This is a genomic window from Telluria sp. ZT3P26 (assembly GCF_059686035.1).
On record NZ_JCASII010000001.1, the window covers coordinates 1,534,260 to 1,554,252 of the forward strand.

General features: G+C 66.6%; 17 protein-coding genes. 11 read left to right on the forward strand and 6 right to left on the reverse strand.

The genetic code is table 11. The annotated features are described in order from the left end of the window. The first annotated feature begins 4 nt into the window (after window positions 1-4). Window positions 5-1,144, forward strand: a complete 1,140-nt coding sequence (locus AC56LN_RS06835) for a glycerate kinase (protein WP_499570587.1) — start codon at window positions 5-7, stop codon at window positions 1,142-1,144. A gap of 78 nt (window positions 1,145-1,222) precedes the next feature. Here AC56LN_RS06835 and AC56LN_RS06840 read toward each other — a convergent pair whose 3' ends face one another. Beyond that, window positions 1,223-2,152 (reverse strand): LysR family transcriptional regulator, encoded by a 930-nt coding sequence (locus AC56LN_RS06840; RefSeq protein ID WP_499570588.1) that lies wholly within the window; start codon window positions 2,150-2,152, stop codon window positions 1,223-1,225. Between the two features lie 179 nt (window positions 2,153-2,331). Here AC56LN_RS06840 and AC56LN_RS06845 point away from each other — a divergent pair, with 179 nt between their 5' ends. From AC56LN_RS06845 to AC56LN_RS06860, 4 genes are read left to right on the forward strand one after another with little or no spacing between them, the layout of a single operon-like run. After that, window positions 2,332-3,129 (forward strand): HpcH/HpaI aldolase/citrate lyase family protein, encoded by a 798-nt coding sequence (locus AC56LN_RS06845; RefSeq protein ID WP_499570589.1) that lies wholly within the window; start codon window positions 2,332-2,334, stop codon window positions 3,127-3,129. Window positions 3,130-3,155: 26 nt separating this feature from the next. After that, window positions 3,156-3,998: an HTD2 family dehydratase gene (locus AC56LN_RS06850; protein WP_499570590.1), complete on the forward strand. Its 843-nt coding sequence runs from the start codon at window positions 3,156-3,158 to the stop codon at window positions 3,996-3,998. Between the two features lie 29 nt (window positions 3,999-4,027). Next, on the forward strand, window positions 4,028-5,185 hold the full coding sequence (locus tag AC56LN_RS06855; protein ID WP_499570591.1) for an acyl-CoA dehydrogenase family protein: 1,158 nt from the start codon (window positions 4,028-4,030) through the stop codon (window positions 5,183-5,185). 21 nt (window positions 5,186-5,206) lie between these two features. Next, window positions 5,207-6,385 (forward strand): CaiB/BaiF CoA transferase family protein, encoded by a 1,179-nt coding sequence (locus tag AC56LN_RS06860; protein ID WP_499570788.1) that lies wholly within the window; start codon window positions 5,207-5,209, stop codon window positions 6,383-6,385. Window positions 6,386-6,449: 64 nt separating this feature from the next. On the opposite strand, the gene AC56LN_RS06865 is transcribed toward AC56LN_RS06860, so the two are convergent. Next, a complete protein-coding gene (locus AC56LN_RS06865) occupies window positions 6,450-7,433 on the reverse strand; it encodes a tripartite tricarboxylate transporter substrate-binding protein (protein ID WP_499570592.1) in 984 nt (327 codons plus the stop codon). A gap of 253 nt (window positions 7,434-7,686) precedes the next feature. On the opposite strand from AC56LN_RS06865, the gene AC56LN_RS06870 reads away from it, so the two are divergent. From AC56LN_RS06870 to AC56LN_RS06880, 3 genes are all read left to right on the forward strand, one after another. Next, window positions 7,687-9,804 (forward strand): TonB-dependent siderophore receptor, encoded by a 2,118-nt coding sequence (locus tag AC56LN_RS06870; protein WP_499570593.1) that lies wholly within the window; start codon window positions 7,687-7,689, stop codon window positions 9,802-9,804. Next, window positions 9,801-12,365, forward strand: coding sequence for a PepSY domain-containing protein (locus AC56LN_RS06875; protein ID WP_499570594.1), 2,565 nt, complete (start codon window positions 9,801-9,803; stop codon window positions 12,363-12,365). The genes AC56LN_RS06870 and AC56LN_RS06875 overlap by 4 nt, the downstream gene beginning before the upstream one ends. A 73-nt stretch (window positions 12,366-12,438) precedes the next feature. Next, complete coding sequence (locus AC56LN_RS06880) at window positions 12,439-13,026, forward strand: nitroreductase family protein (protein WP_499570595.1); 588 nt, start codon at window positions 12,439-12,441, stop codon at window positions 13,024-13,026. A 123-nt stretch (window positions 13,027-13,149) separates the two neighbouring features. Here the strand turns inward: AC56LN_RS06880 and AC56LN_RS06885 are convergent, their stop codons facing one another. Both AC56LN_RS06885 and sugE read right to left on the reverse strand, forming a co-directional pair. Next, a complete protein-coding gene (locus AC56LN_RS06885) occupies window positions 13,150-13,359 on the reverse strand; it encodes a cold-shock protein (RefSeq protein ID WP_343027178.1) in 210 nt (69 codons plus the stop codon). A gap of 215 nt (window positions 13,360-13,574) precedes the next feature. Continuing rightward, complete coding sequence (sugE, locus tag AC56LN_RS06890; RefSeq protein ID WP_482899264.1) at window positions 13,575-13,895, reverse strand: quaternary ammonium compound efflux SMR transporter SugE; 321 nt, start codon at window positions 13,893-13,895, stop codon at window positions 13,575-13,577. 81 nt (window positions 13,896-13,976) lie between these two features. Between sugE and AC56LN_RS06895 the strand changes: the two genes are divergently transcribed. Next, window positions 13,977-14,864 (forward strand): LysR family transcriptional regulator, encoded by an 888-nt coding sequence (locus AC56LN_RS06895; protein WP_499570596.1) that lies wholly within the window; start codon window positions 13,977-13,979, stop codon window positions 14,862-14,864. 142 nt (window positions 14,865-15,006) lie between these two features. Next, window positions 15,007-17,208 (forward strand): NADP-dependent malic enzyme, encoded by a 2,202-nt coding sequence (locus tag AC56LN_RS06900; protein WP_499570597.1) that lies wholly within the window; start codon window positions 15,007-15,009, stop codon window positions 17,206-17,208. 84 nt (window positions 17,209-17,292) lie between these two features. On the opposite strand, the gene AC56LN_RS06905 is transcribed toward AC56LN_RS06900, so the two are convergent. After that, a complete protein-coding gene (locus AC56LN_RS06905; protein WP_499570598.1) occupies window positions 17,293-18,186 on the reverse strand; it encodes a LysR family transcriptional regulator in 894 nt (297 codons plus the stop codon). A gap of 96 nt (window positions 18,187-18,282) precedes the next feature. On the opposite strand from AC56LN_RS06905, the gene AC56LN_RS06910 reads away from it, so the two are divergent. Beyond that, entirely contained in the window at window positions 18,283-19,449 is a 1,167-nt protein-coding gene (locus AC56LN_RS06910) for a mandelate racemase/muconate lactonizing enzyme family protein (protein ID WP_499570599.1), read from the forward strand. Here the strand turns inward: AC56LN_RS06910 and AC56LN_RS06915 are convergent, their stop codons facing one another. Continuing rightward, window positions 19,450-19,932 carry an RDD family protein gene (locus AC56LN_RS06915; protein ID WP_499570600.1) on the reverse strand — a complete coding sequence of 161 codons (483 nt, stop codon included), beginning with the start codon at window positions 19,930-19,932 and terminating at the stop codon, window positions 19,450-19,452. Between the last annotated feature and the right edge of the window lie 61 nt (window positions 19,933-19,993).

The window sequence follows — 19,993 nt, forward strand, 5'->3', positions numbered from 1 at the left end:
CACCATGTACATCGTGATCGCCCCCGATTCATTCAAGGAAAGCCTGTCGGCGCTGGAAGCAGCCAGCGCCATCGAGGCGGGTTTCCGCGAAATTTTCCCTGACGCCCGCTACGTCAAGATCCCCGTCGCCGATGGCGGCGAAGGCACCGTCGACGCGATGATCGCCGCGACAGGTGGCCGCCGCGTCGACCTGCGCGCGACCGGTCCGCTCGGCACACCCGTCGACGCCTTCTACGGCCTGACGGGCGGCGACGTCATCGCCGTGATCGAAATGGCGGCCGCCAGCGGCCTGGAACTGGTCCCGCCTGCACAACGCGACCCGCTGCACGCGACCAGTCGTGGCACGGGCGACTTGATCCTCGCCGCGCTCGACGCGGGCGCGCGCCGCTTCATCCTGGGCGTGGGCGGCAGCGCCACCAATGACGGCGGCGCCGGCATGCTGCAAGCGCTGGGTGTGCGGCTGCTCGATGCGCAGGACGCGCCACTGGCGCCAGGCGGCGCTGCGCTGGCAAACCTCGCACGGATCGACGTCACGCAGCTCGATCCACGCGTGCTCGATTCGGTATTCGAAGTGGCGTGTGACGTCAGCAATCCACTGGTTGGCGTGAATGGCGCCTCGGCCATTTTCGGCCCGCAAAAAGGCGCCACGCCGGCAATGGTCGCCCAGCTCGACGCCAGCCTGCGCCACTACGCCGCCGTCATCGCGCGCGATCTGGGCCAGGACGTGGCCGACGTGCCGGGCGCCGGCGCCGGTGGCGGCATCGCCGCCGCAATGCTGGTCTTCCTGAAGGGCCGCCTGCGCCCGGGCAGCGAGATCGTGGCCGACGCGGTCGCGCTGGACGCCGCCGTGCAGTTGGCCGATCTGGTCATCACGGGCGAAGGGCGCATCGACAGCCAGACCGTCAACGGCAAGACGCCGATCGGCGTGGCCCGCGTCGCCGCGCGCCACGGCAAACCGGTGATCGCCATCGGCGGCTGCCTGGGCCACGACGCCAGCGCCGTCCACGCCCACGGCATCGACGCCACCTTCAGCACCATCATGAAAGCCGGCACCGTCGCCGAAGCCCTCGCCAACGCCGAATTCAACCTGCGCACCACGGCCCGCAACGTCGCCGCCACGCTGAAACTCGGCCAATCCCTCTGACCCAACCCACAATGAGGGTCAGAGTCGAATTGTTGGGCAATTTCTTTGGCTGTTTGCCAGTGGTTGCTGCGGGTAGGGTCAGCGGCCGATCCAGGCGGCGCCGGGCCAGGCGCCGCTGAGGACCATTTCTTTCATCAGGCCGACCAGTTCGGGGGCTGCCGCCACGCTGACGGGTGAGGCGCGGCGTGTTGCTGCGCGTGCCAGCACGATGCGGCGTGACAGGTCGGGCGTGCCGACCGGGGCGCCGGACAGCGTGCCGTCGCGCAGTTCGTCGAGGATCGCGGAGCTTGGCAGGATGCTGTAGCCGAAGCCTTTGTTGACCAGCGATTTCTGCAGGTCGAGTGCGTTGGTTTCGGCCACCACGTCGACACTGATGCCGGCCACCGCCAGCGCATGCTCGATGATGCTGCGCAGGCCATGTGGTGCGTTTGGCAGGATCATCGGCCGGTCGCGCAGCTGTTTCAACGGGAAGGGCTTCGATGCGTCGATCTCGCCCGGCGGGCCGATCAGGTACAGGCGCTCATCGAGCAGCGCTTCGACCTGCAAGCCATTCGAGGCACGCGTGTCGTACAGCAGCGCCAGTTCCACCTCACCGGCCTCCAGCCACTGCACGACATTGCCTGCATACCCGACATTGATGCCGACCGTGACCGCGGGGTGCTTCGCGCGTACGCGCGCCACCAGCTCGGTCGCCAGCAGATTGCTGGTGCTGGCCAGCAGGCCGATCATCAGCCGGCCGGAGATCGCGTTGGCGGCCGGGCCGATCTCGGCACGTGCCTTGTCCAGTTCGCGCAGCGCGCGCCGGCCGTATTCGGCCAGCGTGCGGCCGGCGTCGGTCAGCACCATGCCGTGGCGCTCGCGCTCGAACAGCAGGGCGCCGCATTCTTCTTCCAGCATCCGGATATGGCGCGACACGGCTGGCTGCACCAGGTGCAGCAGTTCCGCAGCCCTGGTGGCGCTGCCCGTTTCGGCAATGGCGATGAGCGTGCGGATCTGCTTGATGTCCATGGTCGTCCTTCACGTGGTCGTGCCATCAACATAAGCTATTCCTTCGCTGACTGCAATACCGGATCGTGATCCCTGCCAGCCATGCGCTCACGTGATCGTGGAATCACGTTTTTCTATTTCTTGGTCGCCTGCATTCAAATTTATGATGGGTCTCGATCCCACCACGCGACTGGTCCGTCATGCCTGCCATCCCACGTTCGTATCTGTTCGTCCCCGGCAACCGCCCCGAGCGTTTCGCCCGCGCGTCAGCCAGCGGTGCCGGCGCCGTCATCGTCGACCTGGAAGATGCTGTCCCGCCCGCAGACAAGGACGCCGCGCGGATGCAGGTGGCGGGGGCGCTCGACCCATCCACGCCCGTGGTACTGCGCATCAACGCCGAGGGCACCCCCTGGTTCGAAGACGACCTGGCCCTGTGCCGCCACGCGGGCGTGGCCGCCATCATGCTGCCGAAGGCGGAGTTGGTAGAAAACCTCCGGCGCGTCGCGCAGCTTGGGCTGCCCGTACTACCGCTGATCGAAACCGCCTGCGGCATGGCGGCGGTCGATGCATTGGCACGGGTCAAAGGCGTCGCGCGCCTGGCATTCGGCGCGATCGACTTCCAGTTCGACCTGGGCATCGAGGGCGATGACCAGGAACTGCAGCACTTCCGCTCGATGCTGGTGCTGGCCTCGCGCGTGGCCGGCCTGGCACCCCCGATCGATGGCGTGACCGTGGCGCTGGACGACGAGGGCCAACTGCGCGCGGACACCCTGCGCGCGCGCCGCTTCGGCTTCGGCGCCAAGTTGTGCATCCATCCGCGCCAGGTGGCGGCTGTCAATGCCGGCTTTTGCCCCACGGCCGCCGAGGTGGCATGGGCCACGCGCGTGCTGGCCGCAGCGCGCGACGCCAACGGCGCCGCCGTCGCCGTGGACGGCAAGATGGTCGACCGGCCCGTGATCCTCCGGGCCCAGCGCATCGTCGACGACGCAACCCGCTAGAACAAGACAACGACAGGAGACACCCCATGGACAATCTCACCGCATGGCAAGGCCGCACCGAAGAGCGGCTGGACGCGATCACCGCAGCGCCGGTCGCGGCGATGGCCGCGCTGCTCGACCGCGACGACGCGGCCCCGACCTCTGGCAGCGCCGTGCCGCCGCTCTGGCACTGGCTGTACTTTTTGCCCATGCACCGGCAATCGCAACTCGGCCCGGACGGCCATGCGCTGCGCGGGGGCTTCCTGCCGCCCGTGGACCTGCCGCGCCGCATGTGGGCCGGCGGGCGCCTGCGCTTCATCGCGCCGCTGCAGGTCGGCGACCAGGCGCGGCGCGTGTCGACCATCGCCGACATCACGAGCAAGGAAGGCCGCAGCGGCAAGCTGGTGTTCGTGCTGGTGCGCCACGTGATCGAAGGCGCGGCTGGCGTGGCGATCGAGGAAGAGCACGACATCGTCTACCGCGCCAATCCGCAGCCGGGTGATCCGGCGCCTTCCCCGGTGGCGGCCGACCTTGACCACGACTGGATCCGCGAGATCACGCCCGACCCGGTGCTGCTGTTTCGCTACTCGGCGCTGACCTTCAACGGCCACCGCATCCATTACGACCAGCCGTACGTGACGCAGGTCGAAGGCTATCCGGGCCTGATCGTGCATGGCCCGCTGATCGCGAGCCTGCTGCTCGACCTCGTGCGGCGCGAACGCCCGGCCGCCGTCGTCACCGCGTTTTCGTTCCGCGCCGTGCAGCCGCTGTTCGATATTCACCGCTTCAGCGTCTGCGGCCGCGTCGAGCCGGATGGCCACGCGATCACGCTGTGGGCCAAGACCCACGACGGCCAGCTGGCCATGCGCGCCGAAGCGCTGCTGGCCTGAGCCACCCCAATCAATACCAGGAGACCGCCATGCACACCGACCACGATTTTGAAGACATCCGCGACGCGCTGCGGGCCCTGTGCGCCGAATTCCCGGCCGAGTACTTCCGCAAGGTCGACGACGAGCGGGGCTACCCCGAAGCCTTCGTGACCGCACTGACGCAAGCCGGCTGGCTCGCTGCGCTGATCCCGCAGGAATATGGCGGCTCGGGCCTGGGCCTAACGGAAGCCTCGGTGATCATGGAAGAGATCAACCGCTCGGGCGGCAACGCCGGCGCCTGCCATGGCCAGATGTACAATATGGGCACGTTGCTGCGCCACGGCTCCGAAGCGCAGAAGCGCCATTACCTGCCGCGCATTGCCAGCGGCGAACTGCGCCTGCAATCGATGGCCGTGACCGAGCCCACCACCGGCACCGACACCACCAAAATCAAGACGACGGCCGTGCGCAAGGGCGACCGCTATGTGATCAACGGGCAGAAGGTATGGATCTCGCGCGTGCAGCATTCCGACCTGATGATCCTGCTGGCGCGTACCACGCCGCTGGCCGAGGTCACGAAGAAATCCGAAGGCATGTCGATCTTCCTGGTCGACATCAAGGACGCCATCGGGCAGGGCATGGTCGTGCAGCCGATCCAGAACATGGTCAACCACGAGACCAATGAGCTGTTCTTCGAAAACCTCGAAATCCCGGCCGAAAATCTGATCGGCGAAGAAGGCAAGGGCTTCAGGTACATCCTCGATGGCCTGAACGCCGAGCGCACGCTGATCGCCGCCGAATGCATCGGCGACGGCTACTGGTTCATCGACAAGATCAGCAAGTACGTCAACGAACGCGTCGTGTTCGGGCGGCCCATCGGCCAGAACCAGGGCGTGCAATTTCCGATTGCGCGCGCCTACATCAACGTCGAAGCGGCGAACCTGATGCGCTTTAAAGCCTGCGCGTTGTTCGATGCGCACAAGCCGTGCGGCGCCGAAGCCAATATGGCCAAGATGCTGGCCGCCGAAGCATCCTGGGAAGCGGCCAACGCCTGCCTGCAGTTCCACGGCGGCTTCGGCTTCGCGTCCGAATACGACGTCGAGCGCAAGTTCCGCGAGACGCGCCTGTACCAGGTGGCGCCGATCTCGACGAACCTGATCCTGTCGTACGTCGCCGAGCATGTGCTTGGTTTGCCACGCTCTTTCTGAACAGGAGCACCCATGACACCCCTGCGACCCCTCGACGGCATCACCGTCGTCACGCTGGAACACGCCATCGCGGCGCCGTTCTGCACGCGCCAGCTGGCCGACCTCGGCGCGCGCGTCATCAAGGTCGAGCGGCCCGGCAGCGGCGACTTCGCGCGCGGCTACGATGAACGCGTCAATGGCCTGGCCTCGCATTTCGTCTGGACCAACCGCTCGAAAGAAAGCCTCACGCTCGACGTCAAGCACGAACTGGCCGATGCCGTGCTGGCCGGCCTGCTGGCGAACGCCGATGTGCTGGTGCAGAACCTCGCACCTGGCGCGGCCGAGCGCCTTGGTTTGTCGTACGAGGCGCTGAAGGAACGCCATCCGCGCCTGATCGTCTGCGACATTTCGGGCTATGGCAGCGACGGTCCGTACCGCGACCGCAAGGCCTACGACCTGCTGATCCAGAGCGAATCGGGCTTCCTGTCGATCACCGGCACGCCGGACGACCCGTCGAAGGCCGGCTGCTCGATTGCCGATATCGCGGCGGGCATGTATGCGTACACGAATATCCTGGCCGCGCTGCTGCAGCGGGGCCGCACGGGGGAGGGCTGTCGCATCGACGTGTCGATGTTGGAGAGCATGGCCGAGTGGATGAGTTATCCGCTGTACTACGCGTATGACGGCGCGGCGCCGCCGGCGCGCACGGGCGCCTCGCACGCGACCATCTTCCCGTACGGACCGTTCATGGCGGGCGACGGCAAGTCGGTCATGCTGGGCATCCAGAACGAGCGTGAGTGGGCGGCCTTTTGCGCCATCGTGCTGCAGGCGCCCGAACTGGCGACCGATCCGCGCTTCAATGCCAACGCGCGCCGGGTCACAGCGCGCGACGAACTGGCGGCTCTGATCGTGGCGGCGTTTTCGACGTTGACGGCGCAGCAGGTGCGCGAGCGGCTGGAGCTGGCGCATATCGCCAATGCCCAGGTCAACGACATGCACGAAGTGTGGGCGCATCCGCAACTGGAGGCGCGCGGCCGCTGGACCGAGGTGGGCACCGCCAACGGCCGCGTGCCCGCGATGCTGCCGCCCGGATTGCCGCACAACGTCACGCCGCGCATGGACCCGGTGCCAGCGCTGGGCCAGCATACGGATGCGATCCTGGCGGAGCTGGGCTACGACGCAGCGGCCATCGCGGCCATGCACGCGCAACGCGCCGTTTAGCAACCGGCGATAAAAAAAGCCCGCGCTGCCGTGATGGCAGCGCGGGCTTTTTGTGTGACGCGACTCAGTCGGCAAACGCGCCGTTCTTCTTGTAGATCGGGCCCCATTTGTCGATCTCGGCCTTCAGGTGCGTCCGCAAACCTTCCGGCGTGGCCTTGGCATCCGACACCGGCTCGGCGCCCAGTTCGGCGAAGCGCGCCTTCACGTTCGGATCGTTGAGCGCCTCACGCAGCGCGGTGCCGATGCGCGCCACTACCGCTGGTGGCGTGCCTTTTGGTGCGTACATGCCGTGCCACACATACATCTCGAAACCGGCCATCCCTTGTTCGGCCAGCGTCGGCAGGGCCGGCAGCGACGGGATACGGGTCTTCGTCGTCGCGCCATACACCTTGACGCGGTTGGTGCGGATGTACGACGTGGTCTGCGTCGTCTGGTCGCACAGCAGGTCGATCTGGCCGCCCAGCATATCGCTCAGTGCCGGCGCCGTGCCCTTGTAGGGAACGGTCGTCAGCGGCACGCCGATCGCGCTCAGGAACAACATGCCGCACTGGTGCGACACGGCGCCCAGGCCGGCGTGGCCCATTGTCATCGCGTCCTTTTTCGACTTGATCAGCGCGATCAGCTCGGGCAGCGTATTGGCCGGCAGGTCCTTGCGCGCCATGAGCACCATCGGCACATCGGCCACCTGGCCGATGTACTCGAAGTCGGTCATGGGGTTGAAGGCGAGCTTGCGGTACAGCGTGGTGCTGGTGGCCATGCCGTTATGGTGCAGCAGCAGCGTGTAGCCGTCCGGCGTGGCGCGCGCGATGCGGCCGGCGGCCAGTGTCCCGCCGGCGCCGGTAGCGTTTTCTACGATGATCGATTGCTTGAGCGACTTCGCCATGGTCTGCCCGAGGATCCGGGCCACCACGTCGGTGGGCCCGCCGGCCGAGAACGGGACGACGAGGGTGATGGTTTTTTCCGGATAGTCGGCGGCCAGGGCGGCGTTGGAAGCAAGCAGGGCGAGTGCGGTGGTCAATACCCTGCGTGTGAGTGCGTGTGTCGGCATGCGTGTCTCCTGTTATAGGCTTTCGTGCTCGAGGCTGCGCCGCGCGTGGCGTTCGATGCAGGCAAGTCATCATAGAATTGAATGTCATGCACACGTAAATAACGTTTTCTGATGCCTCCATCAAAAAAGGCGATAGGTCGGATCGTTATGGCATGTGCATCCGCAGCAAGTGTCAGTGCACTTCCAGCAGTTATTGAAAATGATTCTCATTCACGATAGAATCACGGTTTGCTCCTGATCACTGCTTCTTTTCATGTCCCTGTCCCTTTCCCTGCGTCCGTCGCGCCTCGTTCTTGCCCTGTCCCTGGTGTTTCCTCATGCGTTTCCGGCGGCAGCGATGGCGCAGGAAGCCGACGGTGGCGCCATGCCGGCAGTGCGCGTGACGGCCGTGAAGGCGCAGGGCTTCATGCCCAATACGGTGGAAGCCGGAAGCTTTCGCGGCAGCGACGTGATGGACGTACCGTCCACCGTCAACGTCATCACCCGCGACGTGCTCGACCTGCAGGGCGCCGCCGGCCTGTATGACGCAGTGCGCAATACGGCCGGCGTGACGCGTCAGCAGAATGGCGGCGACACGTGGGACCAGTTGGTCATCCGTGGCATCGCTGTGGAAAACCGCACCAACTATCGCCTCAACGGCTCGCTGCCGATCATGAACTTCGGCCAGGTGTCGATGGAGAACAAGGAGCGCGTCGAGGTGCTCAAGGGCGCAACGGCCCTGTATTACGGCTTCACGTCGCCGGCCGGCGTCGTCAACTTCGTGACCAAGCGCGCCGGCAGCACGCCGCTGACCACCGTTGGCGCCCAGGCCGACAGCAACGGGACGGTTGTCGCATCGCTCGACGCTGCGCGCCGCTTCGGCGTCGACGACGCAGTCGGCGTGCGGATCAATGCCGCCGGCGGCACGCTCGGATCGCACCTCGATGGCGTCGGCAACGGCAACCGCGGCTTCGTCTCCGGTGCATTCGACTGGCGCGTCAACGCGCGCGTGCGCCTGCGGGCCGACCTCGAATACGACAAGCGCCGCGTGACCGAGCAGGCCGGGATCAACCTGCCACCGGCCGTGGGTGGCGTGATCACGCTGCCGCGCGCGGTCGATCCGCGCCAACTCGTCGGCCCCGACTGGGCCAGGTTCGAAACGCATGCACGCAACGCGCAGCTGCGCGCAGACATCGCCCTGAACGACGCCTGGGCATTGACGCTCGAAGCGGGCCACGCCGAAACGAAGCGTGACCGCTCGCTGCCGATCTTCCGCTTCAATAATGCGGCAAGCGTCGCCACCGGGGCCGGGCGCATCACCGGCAATCTGCAGCATGCCGACGTCGATTCGCGCATGCTGCGCGCCGAACTGGCCGGCCAGTTGCGCACGGGTGCCCTGACGCACGAGGTGACGATCGGCGCGAGCGACACCGACAAGGGCCAGGCCCCGATCTACCAGGCCAACTACACGATCCCCGCGCAGAACCTGTATGCGCCGCTGCCGGTGACGAACTTCTCGATCGGCGCGCGGCCGACGACGCCCACGACGGCCGCCCTCGATTCACGCGACAAGGGCCTGTACCTGGTCGATCGCATCAGCGTGGGCAGCTGGCAATTCATCGGCGGCGTGCGCCGCGTCGACTACCGCAGCACGCAGGGCGTGAACGACTACGACGCGAGCGAAACGACGCCAATGGCGGCCGTCGTCTACCGCCTGCGTGACGATGTCTCCGTGTATGCGTCGGCGGCCGAAGGGCTGGAAGAAGGCGAGGCTGCGCCGGCCGGCACTGCGAACGAAGGCACGCGCATGGCGCCCGGCGTGAGCAAGCAACGAGAAGTCGGCGCGCGCTGGCGCACCGCTGGCGGCCTGCTGACGCAGGCAGCACTGTTCGAGATCGAGCGCCCCGGTTACTACACCAACACCGCCAATGTCTTCACCGCCGACGGCGAGCAGCGCTATCGCGGGCTGGAGCTGTCGTCGCAGGGCCGCATCCTGCGCAACGTCGCATGGCAGGCGTCGGCCCAGTGGCTCGATCCGGCATTCCGCGATATCAACGCGACGTACGACGGCAAGCTGCCGGAGAACGCGGCGCGCCGCACCGCCAGCACCTTCGTGGCCTGGGACATCGATGCGGTGCCCGGCCTGGTGCTGACGGGCGGTGCGTACTACACGGGCCGCCGGCCCGTGAATGACCTGAACCAGGCCTGGCTGGGCGGCACGACGCTGTTGAGCGTGGGCGCCCGCTACATCGGCCAGTTCGCCGGCAAGCGCACGACGTGGCAACTCAATGTCGACAATGCCGCCGACAAGCAGTACTGGGCCGGCGCCGGCACGCGCCTGAGCGCCGGCTTGCCGCGCCTGATCAAGCTGTCGATGAAGGTCGCGCTGTGAGCCGCTGGCGCTTGCCGACGCCGCGCGAAATCTGGTTCCAGCTGCACTGGTTCGTCGGCATCACGGCCGGCACGCTGCTGGCCGTCATCGGCCTGACCGGCGCCATCATGGCGTTCGAGGACGAACTACTGGACGTGCTCAATCCTGGCGTCATGACGGTCGATGCCGAAGCGCGTCCGCGCCTGCAGCCCGCACAGCTGCTGCAGGCCGCGCAGCAAGCGCGTGCCGGGGAGCGCGTGGTGAGCATCGTGCTCGAAGCGGATCCGGCCAGCACGGCGCTGGTACGCTTTGCCGCGCCGCCGGGCGAGCGGCGCGGCCCGGACGTGCGCGTGCACCCGTACACTGGCGCCGTCTTGCCGGCGCTGCGCTTCGAGGCTGCGTTCAACTGGGTCGAGGAGCTGCATCGCTGGCTGCTGCTGCCACGCGCCCCGGGCCGTCTCGTGCTGGGCATGCTGGCGCTGTGCCTCGTGGGGCTCGCGCTCAGCGGCCTGTATCTGCGCTGGCCGCGCAAACCCGCCAGCTGGCGCACCTGGCTCACCTTCAATACCAGCCTGCGGGGCCGCTCGTTCCTGTGGGCGCTGCACGCGATTGCCGGCACCTGGGCATTGGTGGCTTACCTGATCGTGGGTGGCACTGGCATCTACTGGAGTTTTGACGTTGTGCGCGACACGGTGCAGGGCTGGGCAGGCAACGAGCGCCGGGCCGCGGCCGAAACAAAGGCGCAACCACGCGAGCGCAAGCGCGCAACCACCCCGGATGGCCCGACCGCACTCGATCCGGCCTGGAACACCTTCCTCGACCATGCGCCAAACTGGGCCAGCGCGACGATCCGCCTGCCGGAACGGGGCAGCGGCGCCTACCAGCTGACATGGATTGCGCAGGACGGCCCGCACGAGCGCGCCCGCAACCGCATGTCGCTGCGCGCCAGTGACGGCGCACTGCTCAAGAACGAGCCCTATGGCGCGCAAACCCTTGGCCAGCGCGCCCTGACCACGATCCGGCCGCTGCACACGGGCAGTTACTTCGGCCTGCCGGGGCGGGTCATCATGATGCTCGCCAGCCTGGCCTTGCCCGGCTTTGCGATCACGGGCTGGCTGTTGTACCTGGGCCGCCGGCGACAACAGCGCGCACTGGCGCGCGAACGGGCGCTGGCCATGACGGGCGAACCCACCACGCCAGGCGCCGGCGCGCCGATCCTGCTGGCATTCGCGACCCAGGGCGGCCAGGCCGAGCGGATCGCGCTGCACAGCGCCGCGGCGCTGCGCGCCGGTGGCCGCGCGGTCGACCTGCGGGCCGTGTCGGCGCTCAGTCCGGGCGAGCTGGCCGGCTACGACCATGCGCTGTTCGTGGCGGCGACCTTCGGCGACGGCGAAGCGCCGGATGCAGCGCGCCGCTTCACGCGCGAGCTGCATGCAGTGCCGCTGGCGCTGGCCGGCTGCAAGTACGCAGTGCTGGCGCTGGGCGACCGCAATTACGCCCGTTACTGCGGCTACGGCATTGCGCTTGACGAGCGCCTCGGTGCGCTGGGCGCCACGGCGCTGTTCCCGCGGATCGATGTCGACCAGGGCGACCCCGCAGCACTGGGCCGCTGGATGCATGCGCTGGGCGAGCTGGGTGCGGCCGCTGACACGCTGTCCGCCGCCAATGATGACGCGCTGACCGACTGGCGCCTTGTCGCGCGCACTCACCTGAATCCCGGCAGCCTGGGCGCGCCGTTGTACGAACTCGTGCTGCAGACGACGGCAGATCAGCAGTGGCAGGCCGGCGATCTGCTGGATGTCGCAGCGCGCCACACGCCGGCGACCGTCGATGCCTGGCTGGCGGCCAGTGGCCTGGATGGTTCGGCGCGCGTTACCTGGCAGGGTGAATTGCAGCCGCTGCGCGAGGCGCTGGCCTGGAGCGAACTTCCCGGTGCGGGGCATCCGTTCGCATCGACCCAGGAATGTGCCGATGCACTCAAGCCCCTGGCGCCGCGCCGCTATTCCATTGCCGGCATCCCGCAGGACGGCGTACTGACGCTGCTCGTGCGCCAGCAGCGCCATGAGCAGGGCATGGGCCTGGCGTCCGGCTGGCTGACCGCGCATCTCGACGTCGGCGGGATGGTCCGTGCACGGCTGGCGACGAACCCGGGATTCCATGGTCCGCAGGATGCGCGGCCCTGCATCTATATCGGTAATGGCTCCGGCATGGCCGGCCTGCGCGCCCACCTGCGCAGCCGCGTGCTGGCGGGGCAGCACCGCAACTGGCTGCTGTTCGGCGAGCGCCAGCGCGCCTTCGACAACCTGTGCGCGGGCGAGATCGCCGCGTGGCGCGACGCCGGCGCGCTGCCGGAATGCGATCTGGTGTTCTCGCGCGACGACGCGCCCGAGTATGTGCAGGACCGCCTGCGCGCACGCGCCGACACGCTGCACGAATGGGTCGAGTGCGACGCGGTCATCCATGTCTGCGGCAGCCTGCAGGGCATGGCGGGGGAGGTCGATGCGGCGCTGGCGTCGATTCTTGGCGAGGCTGAACGCGACCGGCTGCTCGACGCGGGGCGCTACCGGCGCGACGTCTACTGAGCATGTGATCAGCGTGTCCGGCGTCGTTCGTCCCATCCCGGCGGATCGGCGGCGCTGTCGCTATACTGGTGCCATGCATACCGAGTATCCGGCTGGCGCCGACGATTTCCTGACCATCCTGGCCGCGCGGCGCAACTACACGCTGCGTCGCCTCGTCGCGCCCGGCCCCGACGACGCGGCCCTGTCGCGCATCGTCGAAGCCGGCGCGCAGGCGCCCGACCATGGCCTGCTGCGGCCATGGCGCTTCATCCTGATCCCGCAGCACAAGCGGCATCTGCTCGGCGACGTGTTTGCCGCCGCCGTGCTGGCGCGCGATCCCGCCTGCGGCGACGAGGCGCTCGACACGGCGCACGACAAGGCGCTGCGCGCGCCATGCCTGCTGGTGGCGGTGTTGCGTGATGAACCGGGCACGATCATCCCGGCGCATGAAAAACTCGTGTCGCTCGGTTGCGCCATCCAGAACATGCTGGTGGCCAGCCATCTGCTTGGCTTTGCGGGTGGCCTGGCCAGCGGCGCGGCGATGGATTTTGCGGGCATGCGCACGTTGCTGGGGCTCGATGCGCATGAGCGGGCCATTTGCTTCATTGGTCTCGGTACCGCGTCAACCGTGAAGGCGCCCCGCGCGCGGCCGGATGTGAGCCAATTCCTCAGCAGTTTATGAGGGTGATTGAACCCCGAACGCCCAGACAGCAAAAAGCCCGCCGATTGGCGGGCTTTTCAATGTGCGCTGCCGCTGCGCCCACGCTATCTGCGTGGTGCGCGCGGCGGCGTCACGACAGCAGCATCAGATTGCGCAGATGTTGCCGGCTTTTTCGCCTTTAGGGCCGGTCGAGCGCTCGAACGACACGCGCTGGTTTTCGGCCAGGCTCTTGAAGCCTTCCGACTGGATGTCCTGGAAGTGCGCGAACAGGTCTTCGCCGCCGCCATCAGGCGTGATGAAGCCGAAGCCTTTTGCGTCGTTGAACCATTTTACGGTGCCGGTTTGGGTAGTCATGTTGAATTCCTTTGCAGTGACATGGGCAAAATCGCCCAATACGCACGTTCAACCAAGAGAAGATAAAAGCGGGGGAATCAAACTGGACTGCCGGAAGAGGCGAGGCGGGAGAGAAAAGCCAACAATAACAACGACTTGATGTAGTGCATCGTTGAAGATACACGGCTTTTCATGAATGTCCTAATGATTTGTTGATTCATTTTCCCGAATTTACTTCAATGCGCGGACGCGAGCTTGAGCCCGACGATGCCCGCCGCGATCATCGCGATGCACGCCAGCCGCGCCGGTGACGCCGATTCCCCGAGCACGACGATGCCCACCAGCGCCGTGCCGACAGCGCCGATCCCGGTCCAGATCGCATAGGCGGTGCCCACTGGCAGCGTCTTCAATACCTGGGCCAGCAGGCCGAAGCTGATGATCATCCCGCCCAGCGTGCCGACCGTCGGCCACAGGCGCGTGAAGCCCTCGGTGTATTTCAGGCCGATGGCCCAGCCAATTTCGAACAGTCCTGCAAGGACCAGCAGTATCCAGACCATATTGCCTCCGATTGAATGAAGCCCGATACTATGTCGAATCCGATGACGAAAAAAGTCAGTATCTATCAGGGGAATTGACAGATGGCGTTTGACCTCGACAATCTGAGAGCCTTCCTGGCGGCAGTCGACCATGGCTCGTTTTCCGCGGCCGCGCGTGCCCTCGGTCGCGTGCCGTCGGCGGTCAGCATGGCGATTGCCAACCTTGAAGCGCAGCTTGACGTACCGCTGTTCGAACGCAGTGGTCGCAACCCGACACCGACCGCGCAGGCACTGGCGCTGCTGCCGCAGGCGCGCCTGCTGGCCGAGGGTTTGCAGCGCCTGAACGTGCACGCGCTGTCACTGAGCCAGGGCCTCGAAGCGTCGCTGACGCTGGCGCTCGTGCCCGAACTGCTCGATACCGTGCCATGGAGCGCCGCGCTGCATGCGCTGGCCGCCGAGCATCCGCTGCTGCAGGTCGAGGTGCTGACGGCGCCGCAGGCCGATGCGCTGGCCATGGTGCGCAGCGGGCGCGCCGACCTGGCACTGGTCTTTGAACGGTACGGTGCGGCGCCGTATCAGGCGTTCCAGGAAGTGGCCGAGGAGCGACTGGTGGCGGTGGCGGCGCGCTCGCATCCGATGTTCAAGGGGGCCAGGCAGGTGCGCGACACCGATCTTATGCTGCAGCGGCAGGTCGTCGTGGCGGGCCGTGACACCGACGGTGTCGACCAGCGCATCGCGATGTCGTCGCTGCAGTGGAAGACCGATAGCCCGACCGCCGCGCTGGCGCTGGTCAGGGCGGGCCTTGGCTGGGCGTGGCTGCCAGCGAGCCTGGTGCGCGCGGCGGTGCAGGGCGGTCACCTGGTCGAGATCCCGACCGCCAATCTGACCAATGTGCTGCGCTTCTTCGTCGATATCGTGTGGACGGAAGAACGGCCGCTGGGCATGGCGGCAACGCGCTTCATCGAACTGCTGAACGCGCAGAAAATCTGAACGATCGTGCGGGAACTGGTCGCGTACGCGATGGTGTCGGTTCGGCTAGAATGTTTGCCCAACAATGGGAGGAACGTTGTGCGCACGCCCTGTGGCGGCCCCGCCTCCCATGCCGCATCACCCGATAAAGCATAGGAAGAACATGAGCACCGACAGTACGCTGAACGAAGCACAGAACACCCAACTGCGCATCGACGCGCTGGAATACCACCGCAGCCCGACCCGCGGCAAGATCGAAGTGATCGCCACCAAACCCCTGTCGAACCAGCGCGACCTGTCGCTGGCGTATTCGCCGGGCGTGGCCTATGCCTGTGAAGAAATCGCTGCCGATCCGGCCACCGCGTTCGATTACACGTCGCGCGGCAACCTGGTGGCCGTGATCACCAACGGTACTGCGGTGCTGGGCCTGGGGAATATCGGCCCGCTGGCCGCCAAGCCGGTCATGGAAGGCAAGGGCTGCCTGTTCAAGAAGTTTGCCGGTGTCGACGTGTTCGACCTGGAACTCGACGAACTCGATCCGGACAAGCTGATCGACGCCATTGCGATGCTCGAGCCGACCGTCGGCGGCATCAACCTGGAAGACATCAAGGCGCCGGAATGCTTCTACATCGAGAAGAAGCTGCGCGAGCGCATGAACATCCCGGTCTTCCACGACGACCAGCACGGCACCGCGATCATCTCGACTGCCGCGCTGCTCAATGCGATGAAAGTCGTCGGCAAGGACATCGGCCAGATCAAGCTGGTCGCGTCCGGCGCCGGCGCCGCAGCGATTGCCTGCCTGGACATGATGGTGCTGCTGGGCGTGAAGCAGGAGAACATCTACGTCGTCGATTCGCGCGGCGTGATCTGGCAGGGCCGCGACGCCAATATGGAAGAAAACAAGGCGCGCTATGCGCAGGCGACCGATGCGCGCGTGCTGGCCGATGTGGTTAAGGGCGCCGACGTGTTCCTGGGTTGCTCGACTGCCGGCGTGCTGACGGGCGAGATGGTCAAGACGATGGCCGACCAGCCAGTCATCCTGGCGCTGGCCAATCCGGAACCGGAGATCCGTCCTGAAGTGGCCAAGGCCGCGCGTCCGGACGTCATCATCGCCACCGGCCGTTCGGATTACCCGAACCAGGTCAACAACGTGCTGTGCTTCCCGTACATCTTCCGCGGCGCGCTCGATTGCGGCGCCACGCGCATCACCGACGAAATGAAGCTCGCCTGCGTGACGGCGATCGCCGAACTGGCCGAAGCCGAAGCGAGCGACGTCGTGGCGCTGGCCTACGAAGGCCAGGACCTGACCTTCGGGCCCGAGTACATCATCCCGAAGCCGTTCGATCCGCGCCTGCTCGGCGCGATCGCACCGCGCGTGGCCGAAGCCGCCGCCGCATCGGGCGTGGCGACGCGCCCGATCACCGACATGGACGCCTACCGCGACAAGCTGGGCCAGATGATCTATCACACCGGTTTCTTCATGAAGCCGGTGTTCGACAAGGCGCGCGCCGATGTGCGCAAGGTGGCGTACGCCGAAGCGACCGAGCCGCGCGTGCTGCGCGCGGTGCAGGCCGTGGTCGACGAGGGCATCGCCCATCCGGTGCTGATCGGCGACACGTCGGTCCTGCAGCGCGCCATCAAGGACGCGGGCCTGCGCCTGCGTGAAGGCGCCGACTACACCGTCATTGCTGCCGAAGCCGATACGACGCTGCAGGGCACGCGCCTGCTGGCGGCGGGCACGGTCGACGCGCTGATCTGCGGCATGACGGGCTGCTACGACGACCATCTGGTACACGTGCGCAACGAGATCGGCGTGGCGCCTGGCGCCGAGGTGCTGGCTGCGATGAATGCGCTGGTGCTCGACAAATTCACGCTGTTCATCACCGACACGTATGTCAACGAGCACCCGAGCGCCCAGGAACTGGCCGCCATCACGCGCCTCGCAGCGGAGACGCTGCAGCACTTCGGCCTGGAGCCGAAGGCCGCGCTGCTGTCGCACTCGTCGCAGGGTTCGTCCGAGCGGCCGTCGGCCAGGCGCATGCGCGAAGCGCGCGCGCTGCTGGCCGAGCAGTCTCCCGAGCTGGCCGTGGTCGGCGAGATCCACGGTGACGCCGCGCTGTCGGAAGACATCCGTGACCTGTACAAGATCGACGCCGGTTATTCGGGCAGCGCGAACCTCTTGGTGATGCCGTCGCTGGACGCCGCCAACATCCTGTTCAACGTGCTGAAGGTCGCCGCGGGCAAGGGCGTGACCGTGGGCCCGATCCTGCTGGGCGCGGCCAAGCCGGTGCACATACTGAGCCCGAGCGCCACCGTGCGCCGCATCGTCAACATGACGGCGCTGGCAGCGGCGGGCGTGAAGTAAGGACAATCTCCGGGACCCGGTTCCGGTATGTCGTCAGCCAAACGGCCCCGATCGGGGCCGTTTTTGCGTCGGGTCAGCGTGACGTCATGCACCGAAGTGCGCTACCAGAAAATCGATGAAGGCCCGTGCCCGCGCTGATTGCCGGCGCTTGCTCGGGTAGACGACGAACAGGTCGGCCTCGGGCTGCGTGTACCCGGGCAGCACGATGCGCAGCCGGCCGCTGTCGACGTACTTCGCCAGATCCCATTCCGAGCGCACCAGGATGCCGTGGCCATCGAGCGCCCAGCCCAGAACGATGTCGCCATCGTTGCTCGATAGCGCACCCTGAACCTTGACCGACACGGCGCGGCCTTCATGTTCCAGGCGCCAGACCCCATGCGCCTCGTCATTCTGCCGGTGCACGATGCAGCGGTGGCTGGCCAGATCCGCCAGGCTGGCCGGCATGCCATGCCGTTCAAGGTAGCGCGGCGACGCGCACAGCAGGCGCCGGTTCGACATGATGCGGCGCGCGACCAGGCGCTGGTCGGGCAGCTCGCCGAAGCGGATCGCCAGATCGATGCCGCCCGCGACAAGGTCCACCGGCCGGTCGGTGACGTCGAGCTGCACCTCCACCTGCGGATAGCGCTGCGCGAAGGTCGACACCAGCGGCGCGATCGTCGTGCGCCCGAAGCCGAGCGACGCATTCACCCGCAGCAGGCCGCGTGGGACGGCACGCGTGCTCGATACCGCTTCTTCCATCTCGTGCAGGTCGGCCAGGATGCGCGTCGCGTAGTGCAGGTAGGTTTCGCCCTCGGGCGTGAGGCTGCTGGTGCGCGTGGTGCGGTTCACGAGCCGCACGCCAAGGCGCTCTTCGAGCTGCGCCAGGCGCTTGGTGGCGGCCGGCGGGGTGAGGTCGAGCGCGCGCGCGGCGGCGCTCAGGCTGCCGTGGCGCGCCAGCAGCACAAAGAATTCGAGATGCGAGGCGAGGTCATTATTCACTTTGGGTGAAGAATCTTGTGAACGGGATTCAATCATAACCGCCTTCGCAGCGAATAATCTGGTGTCTCGTTCAACCAGTACATGAGAGACACCACCATGAGAATCGTCGACATCCGCGAGCAGACCGTTCCGATCAGCTCCCCGATCCGCAATGCCTACATTGATTTCAGCAAGATGACGCTGAGCGTGGTCGCCGTGGTGACCGACGTGATCCGCGACGGCAAGCCCGTGATCGGCTACGGCTTCAACTCCAACGGCCGCTATGGCCAGGGCACGCTGATGCGCGAGCGCTTCATCCCGCGCATCCTCGAGGCTGATCCGACGTCGCTGCAGGACGACACGGGCGCGAACCTCGACCCGCACAAGATCTGGCAGACGATGTTTACCAATGAAAAGCCGGGTGGGCACGGTGAGCGTTCGGTGGCCATCGGCACCATCGACATGGCGGTGTGGGATGCGACGGCCAAGATCGCGGGCGTGCCGTTGTTCCAGCTGCTGGCCGACCGATATGGCAATGGCCAGCCGGAGCGCCGCGTGTTCGTGTATGCGGCCGGTGGTTATTACTATCCGGGGCAGGACCACGGCAAGCTGAAAGACGAGATGCGCAGCTATCTCGATCGCGGCTATACGGTGGTCAAGAAGAAGATCGGCGGTGACTCGCTCGACGAAGACCTGCGCCGCATCGACTCGATCCTGAGTGTGCTGGGCGACGGGCAGAAGCTGGCGGTCGATGCCAACGGCCGCTTCGACCTGGACACGGCGATCCGCTACGCCAAGGCGCTGTCGCAGTACGATCTGTTCTGGTATGAGGAAGCGGGCGACCCGCTCGACTACGAGCTGCAGGCGACGCTGCGCAATTACTACGCCAATCCGATGGCCACCGGCGAGAACCTGTTCTCGATGCAGGACGCGCGCAACCTGATCCGTCACGGCGGCATGCGCGCCGACCGCGACTGGCTGCAATTCGATTGCGCGCTCAGTTACGGCCTGGTGGAGTATCTGCGCACGCTCGACATGCTGAAGGAGCACGGGTGGTCGGCCAAGCGCTGCATCCCGCACGGCGGGCACCAGATGTCACTGAATATCGCCGCCGGCCTGGGGCTGGGCGGGAACGAATCGTATCCCGACCTGTTCCAGCCCTACGGCGGCTTCCCGGACGGCGTGAAGGTCGAGAACGGGCACATCACGATGCCCGATCTGCCGGGCATCGGTTTTGAAGGCAAGGCCGATCTGATTGCGCAGATGCGCAGGCTGACTGATTGATCAGGCGCGGTCGGTGGCGTCGAATTTGACGGGGTGCGTCGCGCCACCCTTGCGCCGCACGACGACGGTGCCGGCCAGCTTGTCGTGCCAGCCCTGCTTGCGCGCGTCGAAGCCGACCCACAGAATGCCCAGCATCAGCGGGATCATCGAGACGTAGTAGCCCACGTAACGGATGATGAACTGGCGCGTGCTCGGCTTGCCGCCGGTTCGCGCATCGACAATGATGGCGCCGACGGCCATCTTGCCCGGCGTGGCCGAGAGCTTGATCCATAGCGCGAGCACGAAGGCAGCCGGCAGGAGCCAGTTGATGACAAAATCCGCCGGGCCCATGACCATCGCTGTGCTGTCCCAATACGCGGCGCCATAGATGGCAGTGAGCAGCGGCAGCACGACGATCATCACCAGGATGCTGTCGATGAGCGCCGCGCCGGTGCGCGCCCAGAAACCAACGTATTCCTGTTCGGTCGATTCGTGCGGCTGCATGGTGGCTCCGGTTGGTTGTGCTGTAGGGACCCCCAGAATAGCACTGGCCAACCTGGGCGTG